Annotated in this window: 16 protein-coding genes and 1 pseudogene; 14 read left to right on the top strand and 3 right to left on the bottom strand. The window is 63.6% G+C overall.

Annotation, left to right across the window (positions count from 1 at the left end; genetic code table 11):
• Positions 1-92: 92 nt before the first annotated feature.
• The 9 genes from ACSQ3Z_RS11185 to ACSQ3Z_RS11145 all read left to right on the top strand — a co-directional run bounded on the left by ACSQ3Z_RS11185 (position 93) and on the right by ACSQ3Z_RS11145 (position 17,497).
• Positions 93-731 carry a DsbA family protein gene (locus ACSQ3Z_RS11185; RefSeq protein WP_436171326.1) on the top strand — a complete coding sequence of 213 codons (639 nt, stop codon included), beginning with the start codon at positions 93-95 and terminating at the stop codon, positions 729-731.
• A 34-nt stretch (positions 732-765) separates the two neighbouring features.
• Complete coding sequence (locus ACSQ3Z_RS11180; RefSeq protein WP_436171325.1) at positions 766-1,374, top strand: NAD(P)-dependent oxidoreductase; 609 nt, start codon at positions 766-768, stop codon at positions 1,372-1,374.
• Between the two features lie 380 nt (positions 1,375-1,754).
• On the top strand, positions 1,755-2,258 hold the full coding sequence (locus tag ACSQ3Z_RS11175; RefSeq protein ID WP_436171324.1) for a LuxR C-terminal-related transcriptional regulator: 504 nt from the start codon (positions 1,755-1,757) through the stop codon (positions 2,256-2,258).
• A gap of 223 nt (positions 2,259-2,481) precedes the next feature.
• The gene (locus tag ACSQ3Z_RS11170; protein ID WP_436171323.1) at positions 2,482-3,021 is read left to right on the top strand and encodes a cation transporter; all 540 of its coding nucleotides are present in this window, start codon (positions 2,482-2,484) and stop codon (positions 3,019-3,021) included.
• A gap of 293 nt (positions 3,022-3,314) precedes the next feature.
• Positions 3,315-7,037 (top strand): DUF5801 repeats-in-toxin domain-containing protein, encoded by a 3,723-nt coding sequence (locus tag ACSQ3Z_RS11165; RefSeq protein ID WP_436171322.1) that lies wholly within the window; start codon positions 3,315-3,317, stop codon positions 7,035-7,037.
• Positions 7,038-7,511: 474 nt separating this feature from the next.
• Complete coding sequence (locus ACSQ3Z_RS11160; RefSeq protein WP_436171321.1) at positions 7,512-12,689, top strand: DUF5801 repeats-in-toxin domain-containing protein; 5,178 nt, start codon at positions 7,512-7,514, stop codon at positions 12,687-12,689.
• A gap of 74 nt (positions 12,690-12,763) precedes the next feature.
• Positions 12,764-14,494 carry a type I secretion system permease/ATPase gene (locus tag ACSQ3Z_RS11155; protein WP_436171899.1) on the top strand — a complete coding sequence of 577 codons (1,731 nt, stop codon included), beginning with the start codon at positions 12,764-12,766 and terminating at the stop codon, positions 14,492-14,494.
• A 14-nt stretch (positions 14,495-14,508) separates the two neighbouring features.
• Positions 14,509-15,840, top strand: coding sequence for an HlyD family type I secretion periplasmic adaptor subunit (locus tag ACSQ3Z_RS11150; RefSeq protein WP_436171320.1), 1,332 nt, complete (start codon positions 14,509-14,511; stop codon positions 15,838-15,840).
• Positions 15,841-16,159: 319 nt separating this feature from the next.
• Complete coding sequence (locus tag ACSQ3Z_RS11145; protein ID WP_436171319.1) at positions 16,160-17,497, top strand: PAS domain S-box protein; 1,338 nt, start codon at positions 16,160-16,162, stop codon at positions 17,495-17,497.
• 23 nt (positions 17,498-17,520) lie between these two features.
• On the opposite strand, the gene ACSQ3Z_RS11140 is transcribed toward ACSQ3Z_RS11145, so the two are convergent.
• On the bottom strand, positions 17,521-19,014 hold the full coding sequence (locus ACSQ3Z_RS11140; protein WP_436171898.1) for an aldehyde dehydrogenase family protein: 1,494 nt from the start codon (positions 19,012-19,014) through the stop codon (positions 17,521-17,523).
• Positions 19,015-19,183: 169 nt separating this feature from the next.
• On the opposite strand from ACSQ3Z_RS11140, the gene ACSQ3Z_RS11135 reads away from it, so the two are divergent.
• On the top strand, positions 19,184-19,456 hold the full coding sequence (locus ACSQ3Z_RS11135; RefSeq protein ID WP_436171318.1) for a hypothetical protein: 273 nt from the start codon (positions 19,184-19,186) through the stop codon (positions 19,454-19,456).
• Positions 19,440-19,679 (top strand): RNA-binding protein, encoded by a 240-nt coding sequence (locus ACSQ3Z_RS11130; RefSeq protein ID WP_436171317.1) that lies wholly within the window; start codon positions 19,440-19,442, stop codon positions 19,677-19,679. The genes ACSQ3Z_RS11135 and ACSQ3Z_RS11130 overlap by 17 nt, the downstream gene beginning before the upstream one ends.
• Here the strand turns inward: ACSQ3Z_RS11130 and ACSQ3Z_RS11125 are convergent.
• Positions 19,651-20,403 (bottom strand): hypothetical protein, encoded by a 753-nt coding sequence (locus tag ACSQ3Z_RS11125; protein ID WP_436171316.1) that lies wholly within the window; start codon positions 20,401-20,403, stop codon positions 19,651-19,653. The genes ACSQ3Z_RS11130 and ACSQ3Z_RS11125 overlap by 29 nt on opposite strands.
• A gap of 120 nt (positions 20,404-20,523) precedes the next feature.
• Here ACSQ3Z_RS11125 and ACSQ3Z_RS11120 point away from each other — a divergent pair.
• From ACSQ3Z_RS11120 to ACSQ3Z_RS11110, 3 genes and pseudogenes are all read left to right on the top strand, one after another.
• A pseudogene (locus ACSQ3Z_RS11120) lies at positions 20,524-21,288 on the top strand (aldo/keto reductase); the annotation flags it as partial.
• Between the two features lie 198 nt (positions 21,289-21,486).
• On the top strand, positions 21,487-22,554 hold the full coding sequence (locus tag ACSQ3Z_RS11115; protein ID WP_436171315.1) for a pyridoxal phosphate-dependent aminotransferase: 1,068 nt from the start codon (positions 21,487-21,489) through the stop codon (positions 22,552-22,554).
• A 32-nt stretch (positions 22,555-22,586) separates the two neighbouring features.
• Entirely contained in the window at positions 22,587-23,492 is a 906-nt protein-coding gene (locus tag ACSQ3Z_RS11110) for an allantoinase PuuE (RefSeq protein ID WP_436171314.1), read from the top strand.
• Between the two features lie 45 nt (positions 23,493-23,537).
• Here the strand turns inward: ACSQ3Z_RS11110 and ACSQ3Z_RS11105 are convergent, their stop codons facing one another.
• On the bottom strand, positions 23,538-25,958 hold the full coding sequence (locus ACSQ3Z_RS11105; protein ID WP_436171313.1) for a GcvT family protein: 2,421 nt from the start codon (positions 25,956-25,958) through the stop codon (positions 23,538-23,540).
• Between the last annotated feature and the right edge of the window lie 37 nt (positions 25,959-25,995).

Raw genomic sequence — 25,995 nt, 5'->3', positions numbered from 1 at the left:
TGATCAGACAGTTTGTATGATTGATCGATGTTTTTCGCAACCCGGCGAACTGCCATCTAGGTCCGAGACAAAGACACCCGGACCAGCCTGTTATGACCGATGCTACGGTGACCTATCTTTTCGATCCGCTCTGCGGCTGGTGCTATGGCGCGACGCCGATGCTGGACCGGCTGGCAGCGAGCGGCATTACGCTCGACCTTCTCCCGACCGGGCTCTTCTCCGGCACGGGCGCACGGCCGATGGATGCGGGCTTCGCCGCCCATGCCTGGGACAACGACCAGCGCATCGAACGGCAGAGCGGCCAGCGTTTTACGCAAGCCTATCTCGACAAGGTGCTGAATGTTCGCGGCACCCTGCTCGACTCGAGCGCCGCCACGCTTGCCATCACCGCAGCCGGCCTCGAAGACCCGCGCCGACGGCTCCCGGCGCTGAAGGCTATCCAGCATGCCCGCTATGTCGACGGCCGCGACATCGTGACGGTGGATGGCGTGACGGACGTGCTGACCGGCGCAGGCATGGCCGATGCAGCCCAGATGCTCAAAGCGCCGGCCGAGGCGCTCCTGGCGGCGCATCGCGAGCTGGTCGGCCGTGGCCGCGCGATTTTTCAGCGATTGCACGCTAATGGCGTTCCCTCGCTCGCCGTCATCCGCAACGGAGCGCCGCGCCTGATCGGCGCGAATGCGCTGTTCGGCAGCTACGACAATCTCATCGCCCATATCCAGGCGGCCTGATCCTCCTCCTCCCCAAGCAGAAAGGAAATTCCCCATGAAGATCGCCCTCATCGGCGCGTCCGGCCAGGCCGGCTCGCGCATCCTGAAGGAACTCTCCGACCGCGGCCACACCGTCACCGCTATCGCCCGCAACCCGGAAAAGATCGCCGCGCTTCCCGGCGTGACCGCCACGAAGGGCGATGTCTTCGACGGTGACGGCCTCGCCACCCTGATCAAGGGCCATGACGCCGTGGTAAGCTCGGTGCATTTCCTGGCCAGCGACGCCGACGGGCTGATCGCGGCGGTGCGCGCTTCCGGCGTCAAGCGCTACCTCGTCGTCGGCGGCGCCGGCAGCCTCGAGGTCGCCCCCGGCAAGCGCCTGGTCGACACGCCCGAATTCCCGGCCATCTACAAGGCCGAAGCCCAGAAAGGCGCCGACTTCCTCGACACGCTCAGGGCGATCGACGATCTCGACTGGACCTTTCTCTCGCCGTCGGCGCTTTTCACCGCGGGCGAGCGCACCGGCCAGTTCCGTCTCGGCAAGGACAGCCTGCTGGCGTCCGAGAACGGCAGCAGCATCTCCTTCGAGGACTACGCCATCGTCATGACCAACGAGATCGAGACGCCCAGGCATATCAGGCAGCGCTTCACGGTCGGCTACTGACGGGCGGAGCCGGCCTCGCATCCGGCCGGAAACAAGCAGGCTGGCGCTGCCACGACAGCCTTGGCGGCGCCCGCAATACATGAGCGTGCGAGACGATTGCCTGACCCGGCACGCTCATAGGTTTCAGTATAGCCATGGTTATATTAGTGATTTCTTGACAATCTTCTAAAGGTCTGGTTTCCTGCTTTCGGGCATATTTAGATAAGTTCGTTGCGTTTTTTACGGACGGTGTTCGCATGTCGACTTTGGTTATTGCGGACCCGCGGGGGGTGTATCTCGCCGGTCTGGAGTGGGTTCTGCGGAAGGCCGGACACAGTGTCGTCGCCGAGTCCCACCGTGCTATCGACGTTCTCCCGCAAGTGGAGCGTCATCGGCCTGATATGGTCGTCATCGGCCTCGATATCGCGGATCCGCAGACGGCCGCTCTTTCGTCGCGGCTGAGAGCCAGCCAGGATGCTCTCGGCATCATTTTCATCCTGCAGCCAAACAGCCGATTCGACATCAAGGAGATACAGGCGCTCGACGTCGACGGCCTGTTGCTGGACGGCATCAGCCATCGCTATCTCGTCGAATGCGTGAATGCGGTGGCGGCAGGCAAGAAGTGGATCGACAACAAGATCGTTCAGCAGCTGCTGATGTCGAAATCTCAGCAGCAGCTCGCATCCAGGCTGACCGGGCGCGAGACGGAAATTGCCGACCTTGTCTCGCGCGGACTGCGCAACAAGACCATCGCGCAGCAGCTGAATGTGTCCGAAGGCACGGTGAAGATGCATCTGCATCATGTCTACGCCAAGCTCAACCTCGGCGGGAGGGCGGAACTGGCCTGGGTGGCGCACGGCAAAGGCGCCGACCGTCCGGGAACGGACCACACCAGCCTCAACTGACTTGCAACCGGCACCGACATGATGTCAGCACCGGGCAGTGTCTCAGTTTGAAACTTGAAGCCGCGCTTGTCGCCTACCAAGGCCATGCCCTATATGCTTAGCGGAAGGCAGGAGCGTTGAACATGGGCGCAGCGTGTTGCGGGCATCATCATGACGAAGCCAAGCAAAAGCCGATGCCGGCTATAGGCGTGCGCTCTGGCTTGTATTGGCGATCAATGCTGCAATGTTTGCCGTCGAGATCGGCGCTGGCGTAGCTGCTGGCTCTGCCTCACTTCAGGCCGACGCGCTCGATTTTCTTGGCGACGCTGGCAACTACGCTGTCAGCCTTTTTGTGGTCGGCATGGCGCTTCGCTATCGCGCGAGCGCCGCGCTGATCAAGGGCGCGACGATGGGCTTGTTCGCGGCCTGGGTCATTGGCATTGCCATCTGGAACATTGTTCAGGGCACCTTGCCGGGAGCCTTCACAATGGGCACCGTGGGCACTGTCGCCTTGCTGGCGAATGCCGCATCATTCGGTCTGCTATGGGCCTACAGGGCTGGTGACGCGAACATGCGTTCCGCATGGATTTGCACCCGCAACGACGTTCTAGGCAACCTCGCCGTCCTGCTTGCTGCCGCTGGCGTCTTCGGAACCGGCTCCGGCTGGCCTGACATTGTTGTCGCGGGCATCATGGCCGCTCTGGCGTTACACGGCGCCGTCACCGTCATCAAGCAATCGCTCACCGAACTGATCACCGGCCGCGTCTTGTCGCCTGCCGAGTAGGCAGAAACACACGCCAACCGGACCTAAGGTCAGAAGCGTGCCGCCACCTGATTGCATCGACCCCTGACGCCGGCGACGGCTTGATTTATCGAAGGATGTATATCGTTCGATCAGGTACGGGCATTAGCCATAACACTATCGATTCGAGAATGGACGCGTCCTTTCCATCGGCAGCACAATGAAGTCGAGGGCCGCGTTTCAGGACGCGACCGGATGCACTCGGGGTGTTGCATTCCGGGATCTGGGGGGCCGGATCCCTAGTGTTGATGCGTTTCAAACCAGGGAGAAAATCCATGGCACTCGACATAGTGACCCAAGAAATCATCATCGACGAGACCACCGGTCTTCAGGACGATGATGTTAACCCGTCCGTTCTGCCGCACCTCACCGACCCCACGCTGCTATACCTCCTAAGTCGCGACGGCGCGGGCGGGCTGTCCTCACCGGCGGTCGCCTTCCAGACCAATTTCGTGCAGGCCTCGGCGAGCGAAGGGGAAACCATCTCCTCGGTCGTGCTCAGCCAGAGCGCCACCGGAACCCCGTTTTCCACCACCGTCGGCGTGAACAGCGGCATCCGGACGGTCGATGGCAACTATGTCTGGCTGTTCCAGGACCCAACCCATGCGAACGTCGTGATCGGCGTCATTGGCACCGCCGACCCGCTCGCCGAGCCGGCCGAGACCGGTCCGCTCGCCTTCTCGCTTGGGCTGCTCAGCACCAGCGCCACCAATGCGGACCTGTACACGGTCCAGTATGTGCCGTTGTTCCATCCGGACGCGACCAGCGCGGACGACCGCATCGATCTGACCAATAAGGTGTTCGCCTCGGTCACGGGGACCAGCGTGGTCAGTTTTACCGGTGAGAATGCCCATCCCGGCAGCAATGAATTCAACCTGCTCAGTTCGCCCGATGACGCTTCCAAGCAGTTGCTGGTGACGGGGCTCGTGCGGTCGAGCCAAGCCGACCCCAACAGCGCGCTGGTCAACAGCGAGTGCAATGTCAGTCAGCAGGGATTTGGCGTCGATAACCAGAGCATCAATCCGGACACCGATGGGCAGAATCAACCTCGAGGACGTGAAGTGCTGCAGGTCGATTTTGTGACCGGCGGTACGCCCAGCGCAGGTGATGGCGCGGACATCGCGTACGGCAGCCATCTCAACAACGTCACGCAGGCTGGCTTCATAATCAACCAGCTCACGCCGTCCACTCCGAGTGGGCGGGTGGACATCAAGATCAGCGCTTTTGACGTTCAGGGCGACGAGCAAGGCTCGGGCTTCTTCGACGGCAGTCCGACCAACCCCGTGAACATCACCAGCCTCACGTTGACGGGCGCGTCAGGGTTGTCCACCATCACCGTCGATGGCACCTATGCCACGGCAAGCGGCAACGTCACCGTCACCGGGCTCAGCGGAACCGGGAACATCGTCACCATCACCGGGCTCGATAACGTCACCACCGTCGATTTCACCACCAGCAGCCCGATGGATCGGCTGCATGTGGAGGCGGTCGATGCGAATGAAGGGCTCGACATCACCGAGGTCCATTTCACGACGCAAAACACCAACGCCCACACCGAAGAGGTCGGCTCCTTCATCAACTTCGACGATGACGGGCCGACGGCGGGTTTGACCGAGACCGCTGCCACGGTTCTGCATGACGAGACGGCGGGCGTCGACGCCGGTTCCGACGACCAGGCTGCAGCCTTGCCCGCCGCTTTCGCGGCGCTCGGCACGGCCCTCGGCTGGGCGGCCAGCGCCTCGGCGGTGGTCACACCCAATTCGAGCTTCGGCGCCGACGGAGCGGGCACCCAGACACTTTCGCTCGGCGTCAGCGGCGCGAATGCCGATTCCGGCTTCGACTCGCTCGACGGACACAATATCCTGCTCAATGTCGAGGGTGGCCTCGTCGTCGGCCGGGTTGACGTCGGCAACGACGGCAGCACAACTGGCGACCCTATCGCCATCGCCATCTCGATCAGCCAGGGCGGTATCCTCAGCGTCGCGCAATATGTCGCCATCGCGCATCAGGACGCCGGCAATCCCGACGATGTGGAGACGATGCTCGACAGCGCGCTGCTGGCGGTGGTCACCGCCACAGACGGCGACGGCGACAGCAACAGCAGCGCCGGCATCGCCATCGGCAACAAGGTGCAGATCCGGGACGATGGGCCGAGTATCGTGCGGTCCATCGTACCGATACCGGAACTGACGGTCGACGAGTCGGATACCACCAGCGACTCGGGGGACTTCTCGGTTCTGTTCACGGCTGCCTTCGGAAACGATGGACCGGCGGACGCCGGCGGTGGACTGACCTACGCGCTCGGCGTTTTCGGCGGTGGCACAGATGTCGCCAGCGGTCTGTTCGACACGCAAAGCGGCCTGGAGGTGCTTCTCAACCTGGAAGGCGACGACATTGTTGGCCGTGCCGGGACGGATGAGGTGTTCCGCATCTCGGTCGATGCCGATGGCAACGTGACGCTCGATCAATCGCGAGGGGTCGTCCATGGCGATCCGAGCGATCCCGACGAGGCCGACACGCCTGCGACAATGGCGGCCAATCTGGTGACGCTGGCGGCAACCGCCACCGATGGCGACGGCGACAGCGCCCCCACTACGGTCGACATCGGCGATGCCTTCAACTTCGAGGACGACGGGCCGGCGGTCACGGTGCCCTTCGACGGCGACCCCGGCACCGCAGGTGTCCAGCACGAGACTCTGGCCAACGCGGCCGGCGCCTCGGCCAGTGGGGCCTTCGGGTACGACATCGGCGCGGATGCTCACCCCGACGCGTTCTACACGGGCGGCGGTTCCGACTTTGTCGACCAAGATCCAGTACTCGCCGGCGTCCAGATCGGACTGAGCGGCACGATCGTCGGCGGCGGCGGAGGCAATGTCCTCACCCCGGAGGTGACGCTTCAATCGGAGAGTGCCACCTCCGCGACGTTCGACTTCAGCTTCACCTATGACCAGGATCCAGCGGCTGGCGTCCAGGCGGGCACGGCGGGCGGCACCCTCGTCTTCGACAAGGCTAACGACACTTACACCATCACCCTGACCGACCCGCTCGAAGGCTTCAGCTTCGACGTTCTCCACACCAGTGAGCTCTTGTCCAAGGAGCCGACGAGCAACACCGGTCACCCGAACATCGTGGTGGAGAAGCTCTTCGAGGCGGACAGCACACCCGAAGCGACCGACCGGGACTTCTTCGTGCAGTTCACGGCGAACTCGACCACCAACAACATCAAGTTCGGTCTTAACACGACCGGCGACAGTGACGCTTCGACACCCGCCGACACCGCATGGAACCCCGGCGATCTGGTCACCAACAACCACGAGGATTGGGTGTCTGCCACCCGGACCACGAACGGGGTTGCCGGTGACACCATCCAGAAAGGCGAGTTGCTGACGCTGCGGTTCTTCGACCACAGCCCCGGTATCGCCACCGAGGACATCACCCCGAACCAGACGGCCGGCGCCATGGCCATCAAGTTCGACGGCATCGGCAACAGCGAGGACCTGATGCTGATCCTCGACCTGATCGACAAGAACGGTGCCGACAACATCGCCGGCAATGCGGACGACAACGCCACGATCACGCGGGCCGTGTACGTGTCGAACGCCGACATCTTCAAGAAGGGCCAGGTCCCGGACCCGTACGCCAGCGAGTTCCCGCTCGACAACAATGACGGCCTCGTGATCGTCGAGCAGAACGACTACAACGCAGCCGGCGAAGACTACGTGCTGCAGGGTGTCCAGATCATGCAGTCGGGCAACGGGATCGCCGGCAACAACACTGCGATCGACCTGAACAGGACGACCGGCGCTGGCGGCGGCAGCTTTGCGACCCCCCTGGTGAACTTCGACGGCGCCGATAACGACGTGCTGAAGATCACGGACATCGGCTTCACCACGACCGTGACCCAGGCTCCGGATGCCAACCTCGACTTCGCCTTCCAGGTGGAGGACGCGGACGCCGACCAGGCAGCGGTGCAGCACATACTCGTTGACGTCGCCTGACACTTGACCAACGGGGGCAGCCAATGCTGCCCCCGTACTGCCACCCCTGAACTGTTGCGCGAGAATATCACAAATGATGAAAACCAACCGGCCGGATGGCGAGGCTGACGGCGCTGGCAAGCGCCGGCGGCGGACCGGAAAACCAGAGCGGCGGCCGCACAAGCCCAACCGCGCTACTGCCTAAGCCTTTGTTCAAGCGTCGGATCTTTCCAAAGTCCGATCTTCACTTCTTTCCAGCGCGTCGACCGACAAGCGCCTGTCCCGGCTTGATCTATCGAAGGATGTATATCGTTCGATCAGGTGTGGGTATTCACCCTAACACTATCGAACCGAGAATGGACGCGTCCTTTCCATCGGCGGCACAATGAAGTCGAGGGCTGCATTTCGCGACCGGATGCACTCGGACAGGTGCCATCCGGCAGTAGGGGGCTGGACCCCTTTTTCTTGACGCGTTTCAAACCAGGGAGACTCTCCATGGCACTCGACATCTTGACCCAAGACATCATCATCGACGAGACCACCGGGCTTCAGGACGACGATGTTAACCCGTTGGACCCGCCGCACCTCACCGACCCCACGCTGCTATACCTCCTAAGTCTCGACGATGCGGGCGGGCTGACCTCACCGGAGGTCGCCTTCCAGACCGACTTCGTGCAGGCCACGGCGAGCGCTGGGGAAACCATCACCTCGGTCGTTCTCGCCCAGAACGCCACCGGAACCCCGTTTTCCACCACCGTCGGCGTCAACAGCGGCATTCAGACGGTCGATGGCAATTATGTCTGGCTGTTCCAGGACCCAACCGATGCAAACGTCGTGATCGGCGTCATTGGTACTTCCGACCCCGCCGCCGAGCCCGCTGAGACCGGGCCGCTCGCCTACTCGTTTGCGCTGATCAGCACCAGCGCCACCAATGCGGACCTGTACACGGTCCAGTATGTGCCGTTGCTCCATCCGAATGCGGCCAACGCCGACGACCAAATCGATCTGACCAATAAGGTGTTCACCTCGGTCACGGGCACCAGCGTGACCAATTTCGCAGGCTCGGCCGCCGCGCCCGGCAATCATGATTTCTACCTGATCAATTCGGCCGCTGACGCTTCCAAGCAGCTGCTGGTGATAGGTTTGAACGGTGGCACCGCCAACGTGAGCACGCAAGGCTTTGGCATCAACAACCAGAGCATCAATCCGAACGAAACGCTGCAGGTCGATTTTGTGACCGGCGGCACCCTGGCCGCAGGCGATGCCGCGGAAATCCAGTACGGCAGCCATATCGAGACTATCACGCAGGCCGGGTTCACGATCAACCAGATCACGCCTTCCAGTCCAACTGATCGGGTGGACGTCAGCATCGCCGCCTTCAACAATACGGGCAACGAGCAAGGCTCGGACTTCTTCGATGGTACCGCGACCAGCTCCGTGAACATCACCAGCGTCAAGTTGACGGGTACATCGGGGTTTGCGTCCATCATCACCACCAATGGCACCTATGCCACGGGGAGCGGCAACGTTACCGTCAGCGGGCTCGGCACCGGCATCGTCACCATCACCGAGCTCGACAACGTCACCACCGTCGATATCACCACCAGCAGCCCAATGGATCGGCTGCAGGTTTCATCGGTCGATTCAAACGAAGGGCTCGACATCACCGAGTTCCATTTCACGGGGCAAACCACCAACGCCCACAACGAAGAGGTCGGCTCCTTCATCAACTTTGACGACGACGGGCCGTCCGTGACGGCGGAAGGCACCGTGCCGACGCTGACCACCGACGACACCGAGATTCCCGACACCGCATCGACCGACTTCTCCACCATCTTCAGCGCCGCCTTCGGCGCCGACGGCTTCAAGGATGCCGACGACGACGATGTCCAGGACGCCGATGCCATCACCTATGCGCTCGGCGTCAAGAGCGCGGGCGTCGACAGCGGCCTCGACGACACCATCAGCGGCGACAACATCCTGCTGCGCCTCAACGCCAGCGGCGAGGTCGAAGGCTATCTGGAGAACGCCACCACCACCATCGCCTTCCTGATCAGCGTCGACGCGAACACCGGCGCGGTGACGCTGGCCCAGAACCGCTCGATCGTCCATGACAATGCGACCGATCCGGTGGAGAGCGGCGGCTCGGCGGCGGCACTGGCCGCGGCCGACCTGGTGACGCTGACCGCCACCGCCACCGACGGTGACGGCGACACCGACGATGCGACGGCCAATATCGGCACGGCCTTCACCTTCGAGGACGACGGGCCGTCAGTGACGGCGGAAGGCACCGTGCCGACGCTGACCACCGACGACACCGACATTCCCGACACCGCATCGACCGACTTCTCAACCATCTTCAGCGCCGCCTTCGGCACCGACGGCTTCAAGGATGCCGACGACGACGACGTCCAGGACACCGATGCCATCACCTATGCGCTCGGCGTCAAGAGCGACGGCGTCGACAGCGGCCTCGACGACACGATCAGCGGCGACGACATCCTGCTGCGCCTCAACGCCAGCGGCGAGGTCGAAGGCTATCTGGCGAACGCCACCGCCACCGTCGCCTTCCTGATCAGCGTCGACGCCACCGGCGCGGTGACGCTGGCCCAGAACCGCTCGGTCGTCCATGACGATGCGAGCGATCCGGTGGAGACCGGCGGCTCGGCGGCGGCACTGGCCGCGGCCGACCTGGTGACGCTGACCGCCACCGCCACCGATGGTGACGGCGACACCGCCGATGCCACAGCCGATATCGGTGATGCCTTCACCTTCGAGGACGATGGGCCGTCAGTGACGGCGGAAGGCACCGTGCCGACGCTGACCACCGACGACACCGACATTCCCGACACCGCATCGACCGACTTCTCCACCATCTTCAGCGCCGCCTTCGGCACCGACGGCTTCAAGGATGCCGACGACGACGATGTCCAGGACGCCGATGCCATCACCTATGCGCTCGGCGTCAAGAGCGCGGGTGTCGACAGCGGCCTCGACGACACGATCAGCGGCGACGACATCCTGCTGCGCCTCAACGCCAGCGGCGAGGTCGAAGGCTATCTGGCGAACGCCACCGCCACCGTCGCCTTCCTGATCAGCGTCGACGCCACCGGCGCGGTGACGCTGACCCAGAACCGCTCGGTCGTCCATGACGATGCGAGCGATCCGGTGGAGACCGGCGGCTCGGCGGCGGCACTGGCCGCGGCCGACCTGGTGACGCTGACCGCCACCGCCACCGATGGTGACGGCGACACCGCCGATGCCACAGCCGATATCGGTGATGCCTTCACCTTCGAGGACGATGGGCCGTCAGTGACGGCGGAAGGCACCGTGCCGACGCTGACCACCGACGACACCGACATTCCCGACACCGCATCGACCGACTTCTCCACCATCTTCAGCGCCGCCTTCGGCACCGACGGCTTCAAGGATGCCGACGACGACGATGTCCAGGACGCCGATGCCATCACCTATGCGCTCGGCGTCAAGAGCGCGGGTGTCGACAGCGGCCTCGACGACACGATCAGCGGCGACGACATCCTGCTGCGCCTCAACGCCAGCGGCGAGGTCGAAGGCTATCTGGCGAACGCCACCGCCACCGTCGCCTTCCTGATCAGCGTCGACGCCACCGGCGCGGTGACGCTGACCCAGAACCGCTCGGTCGTCCATGACGATGCGAGCGATCCGGTGGAGAGCGGCGCCTCGGCGGCGGCACTGGCAGCCGCCGACCTGGTGACGCTGACCGCCACCGCCACCGATGGTGACGGCGACACCGCCGATGCGACAGCCAATATCGGTGATGCCTTCACCTTCGAGGACGACGGGCCGAGCATCGTGGCAGACGGCACAAAGCCGACACTCACGGTTGACGAGTCCGACTTTGGCACCGACGCTTCGGCGAGCTTCGCGGGCACCTTCACGTCGGATCCCGGTGCTGACGGCGCGGCAAGTTCCGGTACGATCACCTACGCACTCAGCGCGGTCGCCGGTCCTTCCGGCCTGATCGACTCCGTCACCGGCGAAGTGGTCAACCTGGTCGTCAACGGCAGCGTTGTCGAGGGCCGCAACGCCAGCAACCTACTGATGTTCACGATCAGCGTGGCTGCTGACGGTACCGTGACACTCGATCAGGCGCGTGCCGTCACACACTCCCCCGACAGCGGGCCGGATGAGCAAATAACGTTGGCGTCCGATGATCTCGTCACCTTGACGGCGACCATTACCGATGGTGACGGCGATCAGGCCTCGGACAGTGCCGACATCGGCAAAAGCCTCGTCTTCAAGGACGACGCTCCGACGATCCCGGTGCCGTTCGACGGTGACCAGGACGCCGGCAACGGTTCCGGGACCCCCGAGACCCTGGCCAACACGCCCGGCGCGTCGGCCACCGGAGCCTTCGGCTACAACCTCGGCTCGGATGCCCACACGGCCGCGTTCTACACAGCCGGCGGTTCTGACTTTGTCGACCAGAATTTAGCGCTTGCCGGCGTCCAGATCGGACTCAGCGGCACGATCGTCGGCGGCGGAGGAGGCAATATCCTCACCCCGGAGGTGACGCTCGCGTCGGAGGATCCCACCTCGGCGACGTTCAACTTCAGCTTCACCTACGACAAGGACCCGGCGGCCGGGCTCCAGGCGGGCACTGCGGGCGGCACCCTCGTCTTCGACAAGGCTGCCGACACCTATACCATCACCCTGACCGACCCGCTCGAAGGCTTCAGCTTCGACTTTATCCACACCAGTGAACTCCTGTCCAAGGAGCCCACGAGCAATTCGGGCCACCCGCAGATCGTGCTGGAGAAGTTGCAGGCGGATGACGTGAACACGCCGGATGACGAAGACTTCTACGTGCAGTTCACCTCCAACTCGCTCAACAACAAGAACAAGACGTTCTCGTTGACAAACGACGGTGAAGGGTCTTCCAGCGACACCACGTTCAACTCACTGCCGACACCCGGCACCCACGACATGGTCAGCAACAACTTCGAGGACTGGGTGTCTGCGACCCAGACCACCAACGGTGTCGCCGGTGACACGATCCAGAAAGGCGAACTGCTCACCTTGCGGTTCTTCAACAACAACGTCGGTATCGCGAGCGAGGCGACCACCCCGACGGCGACCGCCGGCAACATGGCCATCAAGTTCGACGGCATCGGCAACAGGGAGGACCTGATGCTGATCCTCGACCTGATCGACAAGAACGGTGCCGACAACATCGCCGGCACCGCGGACGACAACGCCACGATCACGCGGGCCGTGTACGTGTCGAACGACGACATCTTCAAGAAGGGCCAGGTCCCGGACCCGTACGCCAGCGAGTTCCCGCTCGACAACAATGACGGCCTCGTGATCATCGAGCAGAACGACTACAACGCAGCCGGCGAAGACTACCTGCTGCGGGGTGTCCAGATCATGCAGTCGGGCAACGGGATCACTGGCGACAACACTGCAATCGACCTGAACAGGACGACCGGCGCTGGCGGCGGCAGCAATGCGACCACCAGTCTGGTGAACTTCGACGGCGCCGACAACGACGTGCTGAAGATCACCGACATCGGCTTCACCACGACCGTGACCGAGACACCGGAAGCCCATCTCGACTTCGCCTTCCAGGTGGAGGACTCGGACGCCGACCAGACAGCGGTGCAGCACATACTTGTTGACGTCGCCTGACGCTTGAACGGGGGCAGCCAACGCTGCCCCCGTACTACTACCAGCGATCTGCTGCACGAGATGACATCCAAATGATGAAAACAAGCCAACAGCCCCCTGCCCTGCAAGTGGTGATGAAAGAAGCCAGACGCGCCATCCGGCCGCTTATCTGGTTCAGCGCCGGCATCAACGTGCTGATGCTGACCGGGGCGCTTTATATGCTCCAGGTCTACCACCGCGTGTTGTCCAGCCACAGCCTGGAGACGCTGGTGATGCTGTCTCTGATGGCGGCAGGGGCACTCGCGGCAATGGCGGGGCTGGAGGTGGTGCGCGGGCGTCTTCTGGCTACCGTCGGATCGTGGATGAACGCGCGCCTGGGGCCAGTTCTCCTGACCGCTTCGGTAGAATATGCCGCCTCAGCGCCCGGTCAGGCCAACGCCCGCCCGCTGCGCGACCTGGATCAAGTGCGGAATTTCTTCACCAGCCCGAGCATCTTCCCGATCCTCGACGCGCCGTGGGCACCGCTGTTTTTCGCCGCCATTTTCCTCATGCACCCTTGGCTGGGCTGGCTGGCGCTGGTCGGCGGGATCGTGCTGTTTGCGTTGGCGTTGCTCAACGAATACCTCACACGCAAGCCGTTGACCGAAGCCACAAGCGCACAGTCGCGTGCATACGGGCAGGCCGAGGCGACAATCCGCAATGCCGAGGTCGTACAGGCGATGGGCATGTTGAAGCCACTGCTGGAGAGCTGGAAGGCGCAGCAGGACGAGGCAAACAAGGGACAAGTTCTTGCTGCCAACCGTGGCGGCGTCATCGCGGCCATCGCGCGTTGTCACCGGCTGGCCCTGCAAATGGCCATACTGGGCCTTGGTGCGTATCTGGTGCTTCGGAACGAGGCTTCGGCCGGCATCATGATCTCCGCCTCAATCCTGATGGGTCGCGCGTTGTCCCCGGTCGAGCAAGCGATCGGCACATGGAAGGCGACGGTCGGAGCGCGTGCCGCTTACCGGCGTCTCGCCGCGGTCGCCGGACAGCACCCGGAGGCCGCACTGGTTCTGCCACTGCCACGACCGAAAGGCAGGTTTGAGGCCGACAACATCGTGCTTGCCCGACAGGGTGGCGAGCATATCCTGAAAGGGATCAACTTCCATCTCGAGCCGGGTGAAGCGATGGCGTTGATCGGTCCGAGCGCGGCCGGCAAGACGAGCCTGGCGCGAATACTGGCCGGTGCCTGGCGTCCATCCGGGGGGCGTGCGTTGCTGGACGGCATGGACGTTGCCCAATGGGCGGCGGAGGACCGTGGTCACTATGTCGGTTACTTGCCGCAGGACATCGAGCTCTTCGCCGGTACCGTCGCCGAAAACATCTGCCGCTTCGCGAAGCTCACCCCGGCGGTCTTCAACAACGCGGTCAAAGCCGCGCAGCTGGCGGGAGTTCACGGACTGATCAAAGGACTGCCAAAGGGTTACGCCACCGAGATCGGCGAATCCGGCGCAGTGCTGTCAGCCGGGCAGCGCCAACGCATCGGGTTGGCGCGGGCGCTCTACGGCGACCCGGCGCTCCTTATCCTGGACGAGCCCAATTCCAACCTCGACCGCGAGGGTGAGGACGCATTGATCGCCGCCCTTGGCACGGTCAAGGCGGCGGGCACGACCGTCGTCCTGATCGCGCACCGACCGAACATGATGGAAAAGGTAGACAAGATATTGGTCCTCAACCGGGGCCAACAAGAGCTCTACGGTCCACGTGACTATGTCTTCAACGAACTCGCCGCGCGCATCCGCAAGGTGACTCAGCTGCCAACCAGAGTGGCGAACCAAGCATGACAACGAGAACAGACATGAACCTCGTGCCGTTACCCGTGCCGCCACCATCCGTACTGGAACCGCTACCCCTGCGTCTCACGGGCGTGACGCGCACCGGGTTCGCGATCATGTTCCTGTTCTTCGGTGTGGCCGGGGGTTGGGCGGCGCTGGCACCGTTGGACAGCGCCGCAGTCGCACCGGGCGTCATCAAGGTCGCCGGCGACCGCAAGCTCATCCAGCACCTCGAGGGCGGCATCATCGCGGAGTTGAACGCCGCCAACGGTGATATCGTCAAGGCGGGCGCGGTCCTCATCCGGCTCGACAGCACACAGGCAAAGGCGCAGCTTGACCTGATCCAGAACCGGATAGCGATGCGTGACGCGCTGACCGCGCGTCTCAGGGCTGAGCGTGACGGCAAGGACGGGATCGAATTCGATCCGGCGTTGCTTGCAAACCCCGCCGCCGCCGCAAAGGACGCGGTGGCCGCACAGCGTGACGTGTTCGCGGCGAAGCACCACAACTTGAGGGACGAGCGGGAGATTCTCGGCCAGCGCCGTCACCAGACCGAGGAAGAGATAACGGGACTGGAGGAGCTCATCGTCACCGAGGACAAGCAGATCGAGGCGATCGAGGGTGAAACCAAAGACCTTAAGGGTCTGCTCAAGAAGGGGCTGACCACCCGCGAGCGGTACCTGTTGCTCAGCCGACAACAGCGGGAGATCGAGGGAGAGCGCGGCACCAACGTAGCGGCAATCGCTCGTGCCAGAAGCGCCATAGCCGAGATTGACATGCAGATCTTGAACCTCAACACAGTGCGGCTGAATGAGGCCGTTGAGGAGTTGAGCAAGGTCGAGGCAGAGTTGTTTGACCTCAGACAGCAGGAGCGTTCCGCCAGGGACGTCCTTACCCGTACCGATGTCGTCGCACCAGTTGACGGCATCGTCATGGACCTGAAGGTCCACACGGCGGGCGGTGTCGTGAAACCCGGTGAGACATTGATGACAGTCGTGCCGCTTGGACAACAACTTGTGGTCGAGGCCATGGTCAGACCAGAGGATGTCGAGACGATCGCCCCCGGACAGGCTGCGCGCATCAGCTTCCCGGCCTTCGCCCGCTACGACCTGCCGCCACTGGACGGCGTCGTGGAGATCGTGTCGGCTGACCGCATGGTGGAGGAGCGCAGCGGGGCCCCGTATTTCGCCGCGACCGTGTTGATCGACAAGAGCGAACTCGCCAAGCTGGAGGGCCGCAAGCTGTTGCCCGGCATGTCGAGCGAGACGATGATCCGGACGGGTGCTCGCACTGTGCTTTCTTACCTCGCCGAGCCGATCACCCAGAACTTCCGCCGAGCGATGCGGGAAAAATAGCCGTAGGCCGCCCAGCGAATTCTTTATTTGACTAGATGAAGACCGGTCCCGGCTAATCTCTGACCGCCGAAATCGCCAAGCTGCGCGTGGACCGATCACGGCGCCATCGGGCCGCGACGACACGGATGCAGGCTGTTCGCGTTCCGCCCTTCCCGAGCAGCGCCAAAGTAAAGCGCCATTCCGGAACCGAAACGCGCGACGCGCATTTTAGCTTTTGCTGGTGGTCCGTCAGGGCTGGCAGGCTGTTGTTCGAACAGTGAGACCGAACTTGAATTTCATCCAGCGGGCAGATGGGCTTCCGGGGAACTCTGCCGAGCTGATGCAGGGGTTGCCCGTCGCTGTCTATACGACCGACAAGCAGGGCCACATCACCTTCTTCAATGAAGCGGCGGCTGGGCTCTGGGGGCATCGCCCGGTCCTCGGCAAGGACCGATGGTGCGGGTCCTGGAAGCTTCGTCATCTCGATGGCCGCATCATGGAGCACAGCGAATGCCCGATGGCGATCGCCCTGCTCGAGGAGCGCGATGTCCATTGGGGCCAGGCGATCGCCGAACGGCCTGACGGCGAGCTGATACCGTTCAGGGCGCACCCGGTTCTGCTGCGCGATGATAAGGGCAATGTCGTAGGCGCCATGAACACGCTCGTCGACCTGCGCATGCAGTCGCAGGCCGACGAGGCCCGGACGCGCCTTGCCGCGATCGTCGAATCGTCGATGGATGCGATCGTCTCGAAGGACATCAACGGCATCATCACCAGCTGGAACGACGCGGCGGAACGCCTGTTCGGCTACACGCCCGCCGAGGCGATCGGCAGGCCGGTGACGATGCTCATTCCGTCCGACCATCTTGAGGAGGAAGTCTCGATCATCAGCCGCATACGCTCCGGCGAGCGTGTGCCGTCCTACGAAACGGTCCGCCAGCGCAAGGACGGCTCGCGCGTTCCGGTATCGCTTACCGTTTCGCCGATCCGCGACGGCATCGGCCGCATCGTCGGCGCCTCCAAGATCGCGCGCGACATCAGTTCCACCAAGGAGAGCGAGCGGCGCATCCGGCTGCTCATGCGCGAAGTCAACCATCGGGTGAAGAACCAGTATTCGGTCATCATCTCGATGATCCGCGAAACCACCAAGAAGACCAGCACGCCGCAGGCTTTTCTCGACCAGGTGCGCGAGCGCATCATGGCGCTTTCGGAATCCCACGACCTTCTCGTCAACGCCGAATGGCGCGGCGCCACGGTTGCCGAACTTGTCGGAGCCCAGATCAAACCCTTCGCGGCGCAGGACCGGGTCTCGGTGAGCGGACCGCTGATCGTGCTCGAGCCGAACGCGGTGCAGTATCTTGGCATCGCCTTTCACGAGCTTGCCACCAATTCGGCAAAGCATGGCGCCCTGTCGCACCAGGGGGGACGGGTCGAAATCGCATGGCAGGTGATAGAAGCAGCCGGCGGCGCCGGCATATTGCGCCTGGTGTGGCGTGAGCTGGGCGGGCCGGTCGTGGACGGCATGGCGCGCCAGGGTTTCGGCTCGGTCGTCCTCAAGCGCGTCGCGCCGCAGGCACTGAGGGGCACAAGCAGCCTGGAATTCGACAGAGAGGGCGTCGTCTGGTCGATCGAGGCACCGATGTCGTCGGTGGAGACGTCCTTCGCCGCCGCCTATTGAGGCACCCTCGCCGCAGCGGCCACTCAGTCGGTCCTGATCCAGACGCCCTTGGTGTTCAGATATTCGTCGAGGTGCTCGGCCCCGCCCTCGCGGCCGTAGCCGCTCATCTTGTAGCCGCCGAACGGCACCGCCGGGTCGAGCGCGTGGTAGGTGTTGACCCAGACCGAGCCGGCGCGCAGGCGGTTGGCCAGCTGATGCGCCTTGCCGACATCGCGCGTGAACACGCCGGCCGCGAGCCCGTAGGGCGTGTCGTTGCCGCGCCGCACCGCCTCGTCCAGCGTGTCGAACGGCAGCGCCGAGATGACCGGGCCAAAGATCTCTTCCCTGGCGATGCGCATGTCGTCGGTGACACCGGAGAAGACGCCCGGGGTGATGAAGTTGCCCGAGCCAAGTACCCCTTCGGTGACGCGCGTGCCGCCGGTCAGCAGCCTGGCGCCCTGGCGCGTGCCGTCCTCGATGAAGCCGGTGACGCGTTCGAGCTGCCGGAGCGAGATCAGCGGTCCGATCTCGGTCGCCGGATCGGCGCCGTCGCCGATCCTGAGCTTTGCGGCATAGGCAGCGACCCGTTCGACGAAGTCCTCATAGATCGGCCGTTCGACGAACAGCCTTGAGCCGGCGATGCAGATCTGGCCGGAATTGGCAAAGACCGACATCGCCGCGACCGGCACGGCACGTTCGATGTCGGCGTCGGCGCAGACGATCACCGGCGACTTGCCGCCAAGCTCGAGCGAAACGCGCTTCATGTTGGAGGCCGAGGCGCGCAGGATGTTCTGGCCGGTGGCGGTGGAGCCGGTGAAGACCAGCTTGTCGACATCCATATGGGCGGCCAGAGGCGCGCCGGCCTCCGCACCCGTGCCGGTGACGATGTTGACGACGCCGTCCGGCACGCCTGCTTCCAGCATCAGGTCGGCAATCAAAAGCGGCGTCAGCGGCGCCTCTTCCGAGGGCTTGAGCACGATGGTACAGCCGGTGGCCAACGCCGGGCCGATCTTCCATATCGAGGCGGCGGTGGGCGCGTTCCAGGGAATGATAGCGCCGACGACGCCGACCGGCTCCTTGCGCGTGTAAGAGACGATGTCGCCCGGCAGCGAATTGTCGATCGTGCGGCCGTGGATGGAGGTGGCCATGCCGGCATAGAAGCGCAGCATGCCGAGCACGCGGTTCCGGTTGGCGAGCGTGCGGGTGATGGGCATGCCCATGTCCGTGGTGTCGGAAAGCGCGATCTCGTCCCAATGGCGCTCCATGAGGTCGGCGATCTTCAAAAGCAGAAGCTGGCGCTCATAGGGCTTGAACCGGCTCCACGGCCCCTCGAAGGCGCGGCGGGCGGCGGCGACCGCCAGGTCGACATCTTTGGAATCGGCTTGCGGCACGGTGCCGATCACCGCGCCGGTGGCGGGATTGCGCGTCTCGAAGGTGCGGCCGCTTGCGGCATCGCACCATTTGCCGTCGATCAGCATCCGGCGATGCCGGCCGTCGATGGGGATGCGCAAGGATAAATCTCTGGCCGACACCGTCATCGTGCTCATTCCGATTCTCGCGTGGGCTCAGCCTAAATGAAGACCGTCATTCAAACAAAGGCAATCGCTGGGAGCGTCGGGTAGTGTCTCAGTTTGAAATTTCGGCCCTCGCCTGTCGCATCCGGCCCACAACCCTTATATGCTTAGCGCAAAGCAAGCAGGCCACGTCATGCGGAAAGAGTTTGTTGGAATTCATCGAAGGCTCGGCGCTGGCGGCGAACCTAATTCCGCATGGATCAGCAGCGAAGGGATGGGCGAGCGGGTAACCGAAGATGAGTATCGCGCCCGAGGCTATTCGCCCGAATTTGAAAGTCTTCCTGTGCTTGTGGTTGAGCGGACTGCCGTAAGAGAACTATCGACCGATGACCTCGATCAGCTAGAAGCTGATGATAGAGAGATGGTCGAGGAATGGATGAAAAAGAACGATGCCCGCCGGACCTAAAGGCCAAAAGCGACCCGCCGACGTGATCGGCAACGCCGTCCGCGTCATGCGCATTGCCACCGGCGAGGAAGCCGACGATGTGCAGGACCACGGTGCCAAGGCAGCCAAAATTCTTGGCGCAAAAGGCGGTAAGAAGCGTGTTGCAAATATGACGCCAGAACGACGTGCCGAAGTCGCGCGGGAGGCCGCCAAGGCTAGATGGCGAAAGACTTCTGACGCTTGACGTAGAACCGTTCAAAAACTTCCTTACGAAGCACGCCGTCCTGCAGGCTTTTCATGATGATGAAAGGCTGCATCGCGGGTTCTGCAAAATGGTACTGAAACGTGCGGCGCGCTCCGGTCTTTCTAAGCACGCTACCGCGTTCAGGATTGGTCATCTGATTTAGGTGAAACGAGAACGCGGAAACCTCATACGGCTCCCCCATGATTTCGCTAAGCGGTCCCTCAACCGCCGCAGCGGTGAACTGGCCAAGATCATTGTTCTCGGTGAGCGCACACGCCGCCAGAACTTGCGCAAATATGTTGCCCTTCCGATAAATCTTCTCGGTGGCGCGCGTGTAGGATTCCGCGATCGTGTAGTCCACATCAGCGATGCAATCGACAAGCGACGAAAGCACCGGGCCCTCATCAATTTGGATCTTCTCCACCTCTACGGCACGTAAGGCGGCATATTTGCCTAGTGAATGCGCGTAGAAGGGAAGCCCAGCTGAGAAGTACGCGACACGCCAAAGAGCGTCGTCCGTAATCTTCATTCTGAGGCGGCGAATTCGCGTGGAGATAACGTCCTTGATTTCGTCGCTCGTCATTCTATCCATCGGAATTTGAACTAGGTTCCGGTGGATAGAACCGTGATCCCTCACCAGCTGGAGGATGTTGTCAGCCACGCCAACAAGTATGAGAGTCGGATTATTTGGCGCTCGGGCGAGTGCCTTGATGAGGTCCGTCATAAGGACGCGACAGGTCTCATTGTTAATTCGATCATACTCATCAATGATGATGATCGGCGCTTCATTCTGTCCGAATTTAGATATCTCCAAAAACACATGGTCGGGTTCAATCGGACCTGGATAGTAGTTGTCAAGCGAGGAACTATCTCCGGGCCACTGCCCGCACAGACGGTCGAAGGCTTCACCCAGGAAAACCTGACGGACTGGGTCGACCGCAGCCTCAGCTATCTCGAGGCGGACACGCTCGACCTGGTGCAGCTGCATTGCCCGCTGACCGACCTCTATTGCCATCCGGAAGTGTTCGAGCGCCTCGACCGTCTCGTCGAGCAAGGCAAGATCCGCAATTACGGCGTCAGCGTCGAGCGCGTCGAGGAGGCGCTGAAGGCGATGCAGTATCCGGGCGTCGCCAGCGTGCAGATCATCTTCAACGCCTTCCGCCAGCGGCCGGCGGAATTGTTCTTCGACCTGGCGAAGAAAAACGATGTGGCGATCATCGCCCGCGTGCCGCTGGCGAGCGGGCTGCTGTCGGGAAAGTTCAAGCCCGACACCAAATTCGAGGACAGCGACCATCGAAAATTCAACCGCAATGGCGAGGCCTTCGATGTCGGCGAGACCTTCTCGGGCGTGTCGTATGAGGTCGGGCTGGCAGCGGTGGAGCGCATCCGGCCGCTGGTTTCCGACGACACGACGATGGCCAAATTCGCGCTGCGCTGGATCTTGATGTTCGACGCGGTCACGGTGGTCATTCCCGGCGCGCGCAATCATGCCCAGGCCCGCTCCAACGCCGAGGCCGCGGCATTGCCGCCGCTGTCCGGCGAGGTCATGGACAAGGTTCGGACCATCTACGACCAGGACATCAGGCCCCATGTGCATCAGCGCTGGTGAGAGCCAGCGCGGGTCGGGTACTTGGCTCGCCGGATCTGCGCCATAGCGCCCGGCCCTCCACAAGGGCCAGAATTTCGGAGCCATTGCGCGGCTAGTTTTTGCTTGTGAACGCGCCGGCGGATTGTAGCCTGCCCGATGAGCCAGTCCGGCAGGGGTAGTTCACGAGATGACCGACAGCAAAATTGCCATGGCCGCACCATGCCTCTGAAGGCTGCCGCTCATATCGAGGCCATGTCGGCCTTCGCGCTGGCGAATTTCGGCGGCTACGACCGGCCAACCCTTGCCCAGAACGAGAGCGCCTTTCCGCCCAGCCCCAGGGCGATCGCCGCCGGCCAGGACGCTGTTGCCCGCAGCCATCTCTATCCCGACCCGGACTGGACGGCGCTGCGCGAGGCGATCGCGCAAGCCTATGGGGTCGAGCGCGAGCTGATCCTGTGCGGCGCCGGTTCGATGGACCTGATCAGCTGCACCATCGCGGCGTTCGCGGAACCGGGCGACGAAGTGCTCGGCACCTCCTACGCCTATAATTTCGCGGCGTCCGCCGCGGCGCGCACCGATGCGGCCTATGTCAAGGCGGCGGAACAGGACTTCGCCGTCTCGGTCGACAGCATTCTCGCCACTGTTACGCCGGCGACGCGGATCGTTTTCGTCTGCAATCCCGGCAATCCGACCGGCACCCGCATCCGCAATTCCGAACTGCTGCGCCTGCGCGCCGCCTTGCGCGGCAACGTGCTGCTGGTGATCGACCAGGCCTATGGCGAGTTCGACGACCAGGATCCGCGGCCGGTCTTTGCGCTTGTCGGGCGCGGCGACACCGTCGTGCTGCGCACGCTTTCCAAGGCTTATGGCCTGGCCGGCGCGCGCGTCGGCTGGGGGCTGTTTCCACCTTCGGTGGCGGCCGAAGTGCGCAAGATGCAGAACTCGAACCAGGTCACCACGCCGAGCCTCGCAATGGCGGTCGCGGCGGTCGAGGACCAGGCCTATATGCGCGAAACGGTGGACCGCACGGCCGGGATTCGCGACCGGTTCGCAGATGATCTGAGGGCCGCCGGATACGATGTTCCGGAAAGCCGGACGAATTTCGTGCTGATCCGCTTCGCAGACGCAGAAGCCGCGGAGGCCGCCGACAAAGCCTTGCGCGGCGCCGATCTCATCGTGCGCAGCCTCGGCGGTTACGGCCTCACGGACTGCCTGCGCGCGACGGTCGGTCCGCAAGAGATGATGGACCGGGCGCTGCGCATCCTGACCGACATGCGCAATGGATAGCTTTGGCAACCGCGTCCGAGGGGAGAGTTGAGATGCCGTATTTGCCCGTCCGCGACTTCGTCGGCTATGGCGACAAGCCACCTTCGGCCGCGTGGCCCGGCGGCGCCAAATTGGCGCTCAACATCGTCGTCAACTATGAGGAAGGCGCCGAATACAGCATCGGCGAAGGCGACGGTGTCTCCGAGGCGATCCTGTCCGACCTTGCCGTGTCGCCTGCGGTGCCGGGCCTGCGCAACCGCAACATGGAATCGCTCTACGAATACGGCTCACGCGTCGGTGTCTGGCGGCTGCTGTCGCTGTTCCAGGACAAGGACATCGTCCCGACCTTCTACGTGGTCGGGCGGGCGCTGGAACTCAATCCGGACGCAGGCAAGGCGATCGCCGCACTCGGCAGCGACATCGTCTGCCATGGCTGGCGCTGGATCGACTACGCACCGCTGAGCAAAGCAGAGGAGCGCCAGCATATCGCGATGACGGTCGACACCGTGCAGCGGATCACCGGCATCCGCCCGCTCGGCTGGTACACCGGCCGGCCCAGCCTCAACACGCGCCGGCTGGTGGTGGAGCACGGCGGCTTCCTGTTCGATTGCGACGACTACAATGACGACCTGCCCTATTTCGTCGAGGTCGGTTCCAAGCGGCATCTGGTCGTCCCGCACAGCTTCGACAACAATGACAGCCGCTTCTCGCGCGGCTCGGGCCTCGAGACCGGCAGCCAGTTCTTCGAATATGTCGGCGATGCGGTCGACTGGCTTCTGGCGGAGGGCCAGACGACACCGCGCATGATGACGGTGTCGCTGCACTGCCGGCTGGCGGCACGGCCGGGCCGCATGGTCGGACTGGCCCGCTTCCTCGACAAGATCAAGGCCAACCCCGACATCTGGATCTGCCGCCGTTGCGACCTTGCCCAGCATTGGCTGGACCGGTTCGGCGGCTGAGGATCGCGCGGCGGTGTAGACCGCCGAACGGCCTTGGAGCGTCGGCTATGCCCGCAGCCGCTTGCCTTCGGGGTCGAAGGGCGGCTCACTCAAGAGCACCGCGTCGTGCGGCCTGCCGAGTATGGCAACCGTGACGGCATCGCCCGCCTTGGCCGAGCCGGCCTTGACATAGCCAAGCGCCAGCGACTGCTCGACGAAATAGCCATAGGCGCCTGAGGAGACCTGGCCGATCGGGGTGCCGTCGGGCAGGAAGATCGGCTCGCCGCCGGTCGCATCGGCATCTTTGGCGTCGATCGACAGCATGATCAGCTCGTCGCGCGCCGGCCTGTCGGCGATGGCGGCGTAGGCGTCGCGGTTGAGGAATTCACCCTTGTCCATTTTGACAAGCCGGTCGAACTTGACCTCCTGCGGCCAGTATTCTGGCGAGTATTCGCGGCTCCAGCTGCCATAGCCCTTTTCGACGCGCAGCGACATCAGCGCGCGCGAGCCGACCGGCCCGGCACCGATTTCGCTGCCGGCCTTGAGCAGCGCGCCGTAGAGCTCGACCTGGCTGGCGGCCGGGCAATAGAGCTCCCAGCCCAGGTCGCCGGTGAACGAAACCCGCAGCGCCACCACGTCGACGCCGCCGACCGTGATCTGGCGCGAGCGCATGAACGGAAACGCTTCCGTCGACAGATCGGCATTGGTCAGCCGCTGCAGCAATTCGCGCGACTTCGGGCCGGCGACGTTGAAGCCGGCCAGCTCCTCGGTGCGCGACCGGAAAATGGTGCCTTCCGGCAAGGGGACAGCCTTGAAGAACCTTTGATGGAAGCGTTCGGCCATGCCTGAACCGAACACCCTGAACTCGTCATCGGCGAGCTTCGTCACGGTGAAGTCGCCGGCAATGCCGCCGCGCTTGCCGATCAGCGGCGTCAGGCAGGAGCGGCCGATTTCCGTCGGCATGCGGTTGGCGAACAGCGCGTTGAGCCAGGCCTCCGCGCCGGATCCCTTGACCTCGTATTTGGCAAAATTCGACACGTCGATGATGCCCGCATGTTCGCGCAGCATGCGCGCCTCGCGCCCGACCGGTTCCCACCAGTTCTGGCGGGTGAAGCCGATCGTCTCCTCGCGCGGCTCGCCCTCGGCGGCGAACCAGAGCGGGTGCTCCCAGCCGAAATTGAGGCCGAAGACGGCACCCATCTGCTTCTGCATGTCGTAGGCCGGGCGGGTGCGGACCGGCCGCCCGGCGGCGCGTTCCTCGTTGGGGAAATGGATCTTGAAGCGGTGGCTGTACTGGTCCTGCACGCGGGCCTTGGTGAAGGCCTTGCCGGCCCAGTGGCCGAAGCGCGCCATGTCCCAGGCGAACATGTCGAGCGAGGGCTCGCCCTCGATCATCCACTCGGCCGCCAGCTTGCCCATGCCGCCCGACTGCGAGAACCCCGGAATGATGCCGTTGCAGCAGAAGTAGTTCTGCAATTCCGGCACCGGGCCGAACAGCACGGCGCTGTCGGGCGACCAGATCATCGGGCCGTTGATGACGCGCTTGACGCCTGCCGTGCCGGCCGCCGGAACACGGGCAATGGCGCGCACCATATTGTCCTCGATGCGGTCGAGATCGTCGGGAAACAGTTCATGGCCGAAGTCGAGCGGCGTTCCCTCTTCGGCCCAGAACTTCATGTTGCGCTCGTAGGCGCCGATGAGCAGGCCGAGCCCTTCCTGACGCAGATAATATTCGCCGTCGCGGTCGGCGACCGAGGGCAGCCGGCGGCCCATGGCGGCGATTTCCGGAATGGTCTCGGTGACGAAATACTGGTGTTCGGTGGGGATCAGCGGCAGTTGCAGGCCGGCCATGGCGGCGACCTCGCGGCCCCACAGGCCGGCGGCGTTGATCACCCATTGCGTGCGGATATCGCCCTTCGGCGTGCGCACGATCCAGCTGCCGTCCGGCTGCGCCTCGGTGGCGGTGATCGGTGTGAAGCGATGGATCTCGGCCCCACGCTGGCGCGCGCCGGCCGCATAGGCAGCCGTCACACCCGACGGGTCGACATTGCCGCCTTCGGGCTCGTACATGATGCAGCGTATGCCGTCGAAATTGACCAGCGGGTGCAGCCGCTCGGCCTCGTTCCGGTCGACCTCGTAGAAATTCATCTTGTAGCGCCGCGCCTTGGCTTCCTGCAGCCGCAGCTGGTGCTCGCGCGCTTCGGTCTGGGCGAGATAGAGCGAACCCGGCTGGAAGATGCCGCAGCCCTGGCCGGTCTCGGTCTCCAGCTCCTTGTAGAGCGCCATGGTGTAGTGCTGCAGGCGGCTGATGTTGGTGGAATCATGCAGGCCGTGAATGTTGGCCGCCGCATGCCAGGTGGAGCCGGACGTCAGCTCGTCGCGCTCCAGCAGGACGACGTCGGACCAGCCGAACTTGGCGAGATGATAGAGGATCGAGCAGCCGATCAGGCCGCCGCCAATGACGACGGCTTGTGCATGAGTACGCATATCCCGAATTCTTCCCTTTGTTCTGTATTCCGGCGCT

This window comes from Mesorhizobium sp. LjNodule214, assembly GCF_964252735.1.
In the GTDB taxonomy this organism is placed as follows: Bacteria; Pseudomonadota; Alphaproteobacteria; order Rhizobiales; family Rhizobiaceae; genus Mesorhizobium.
This window is presented reverse-complemented; position numbering and strand designations above follow the sequence as displayed.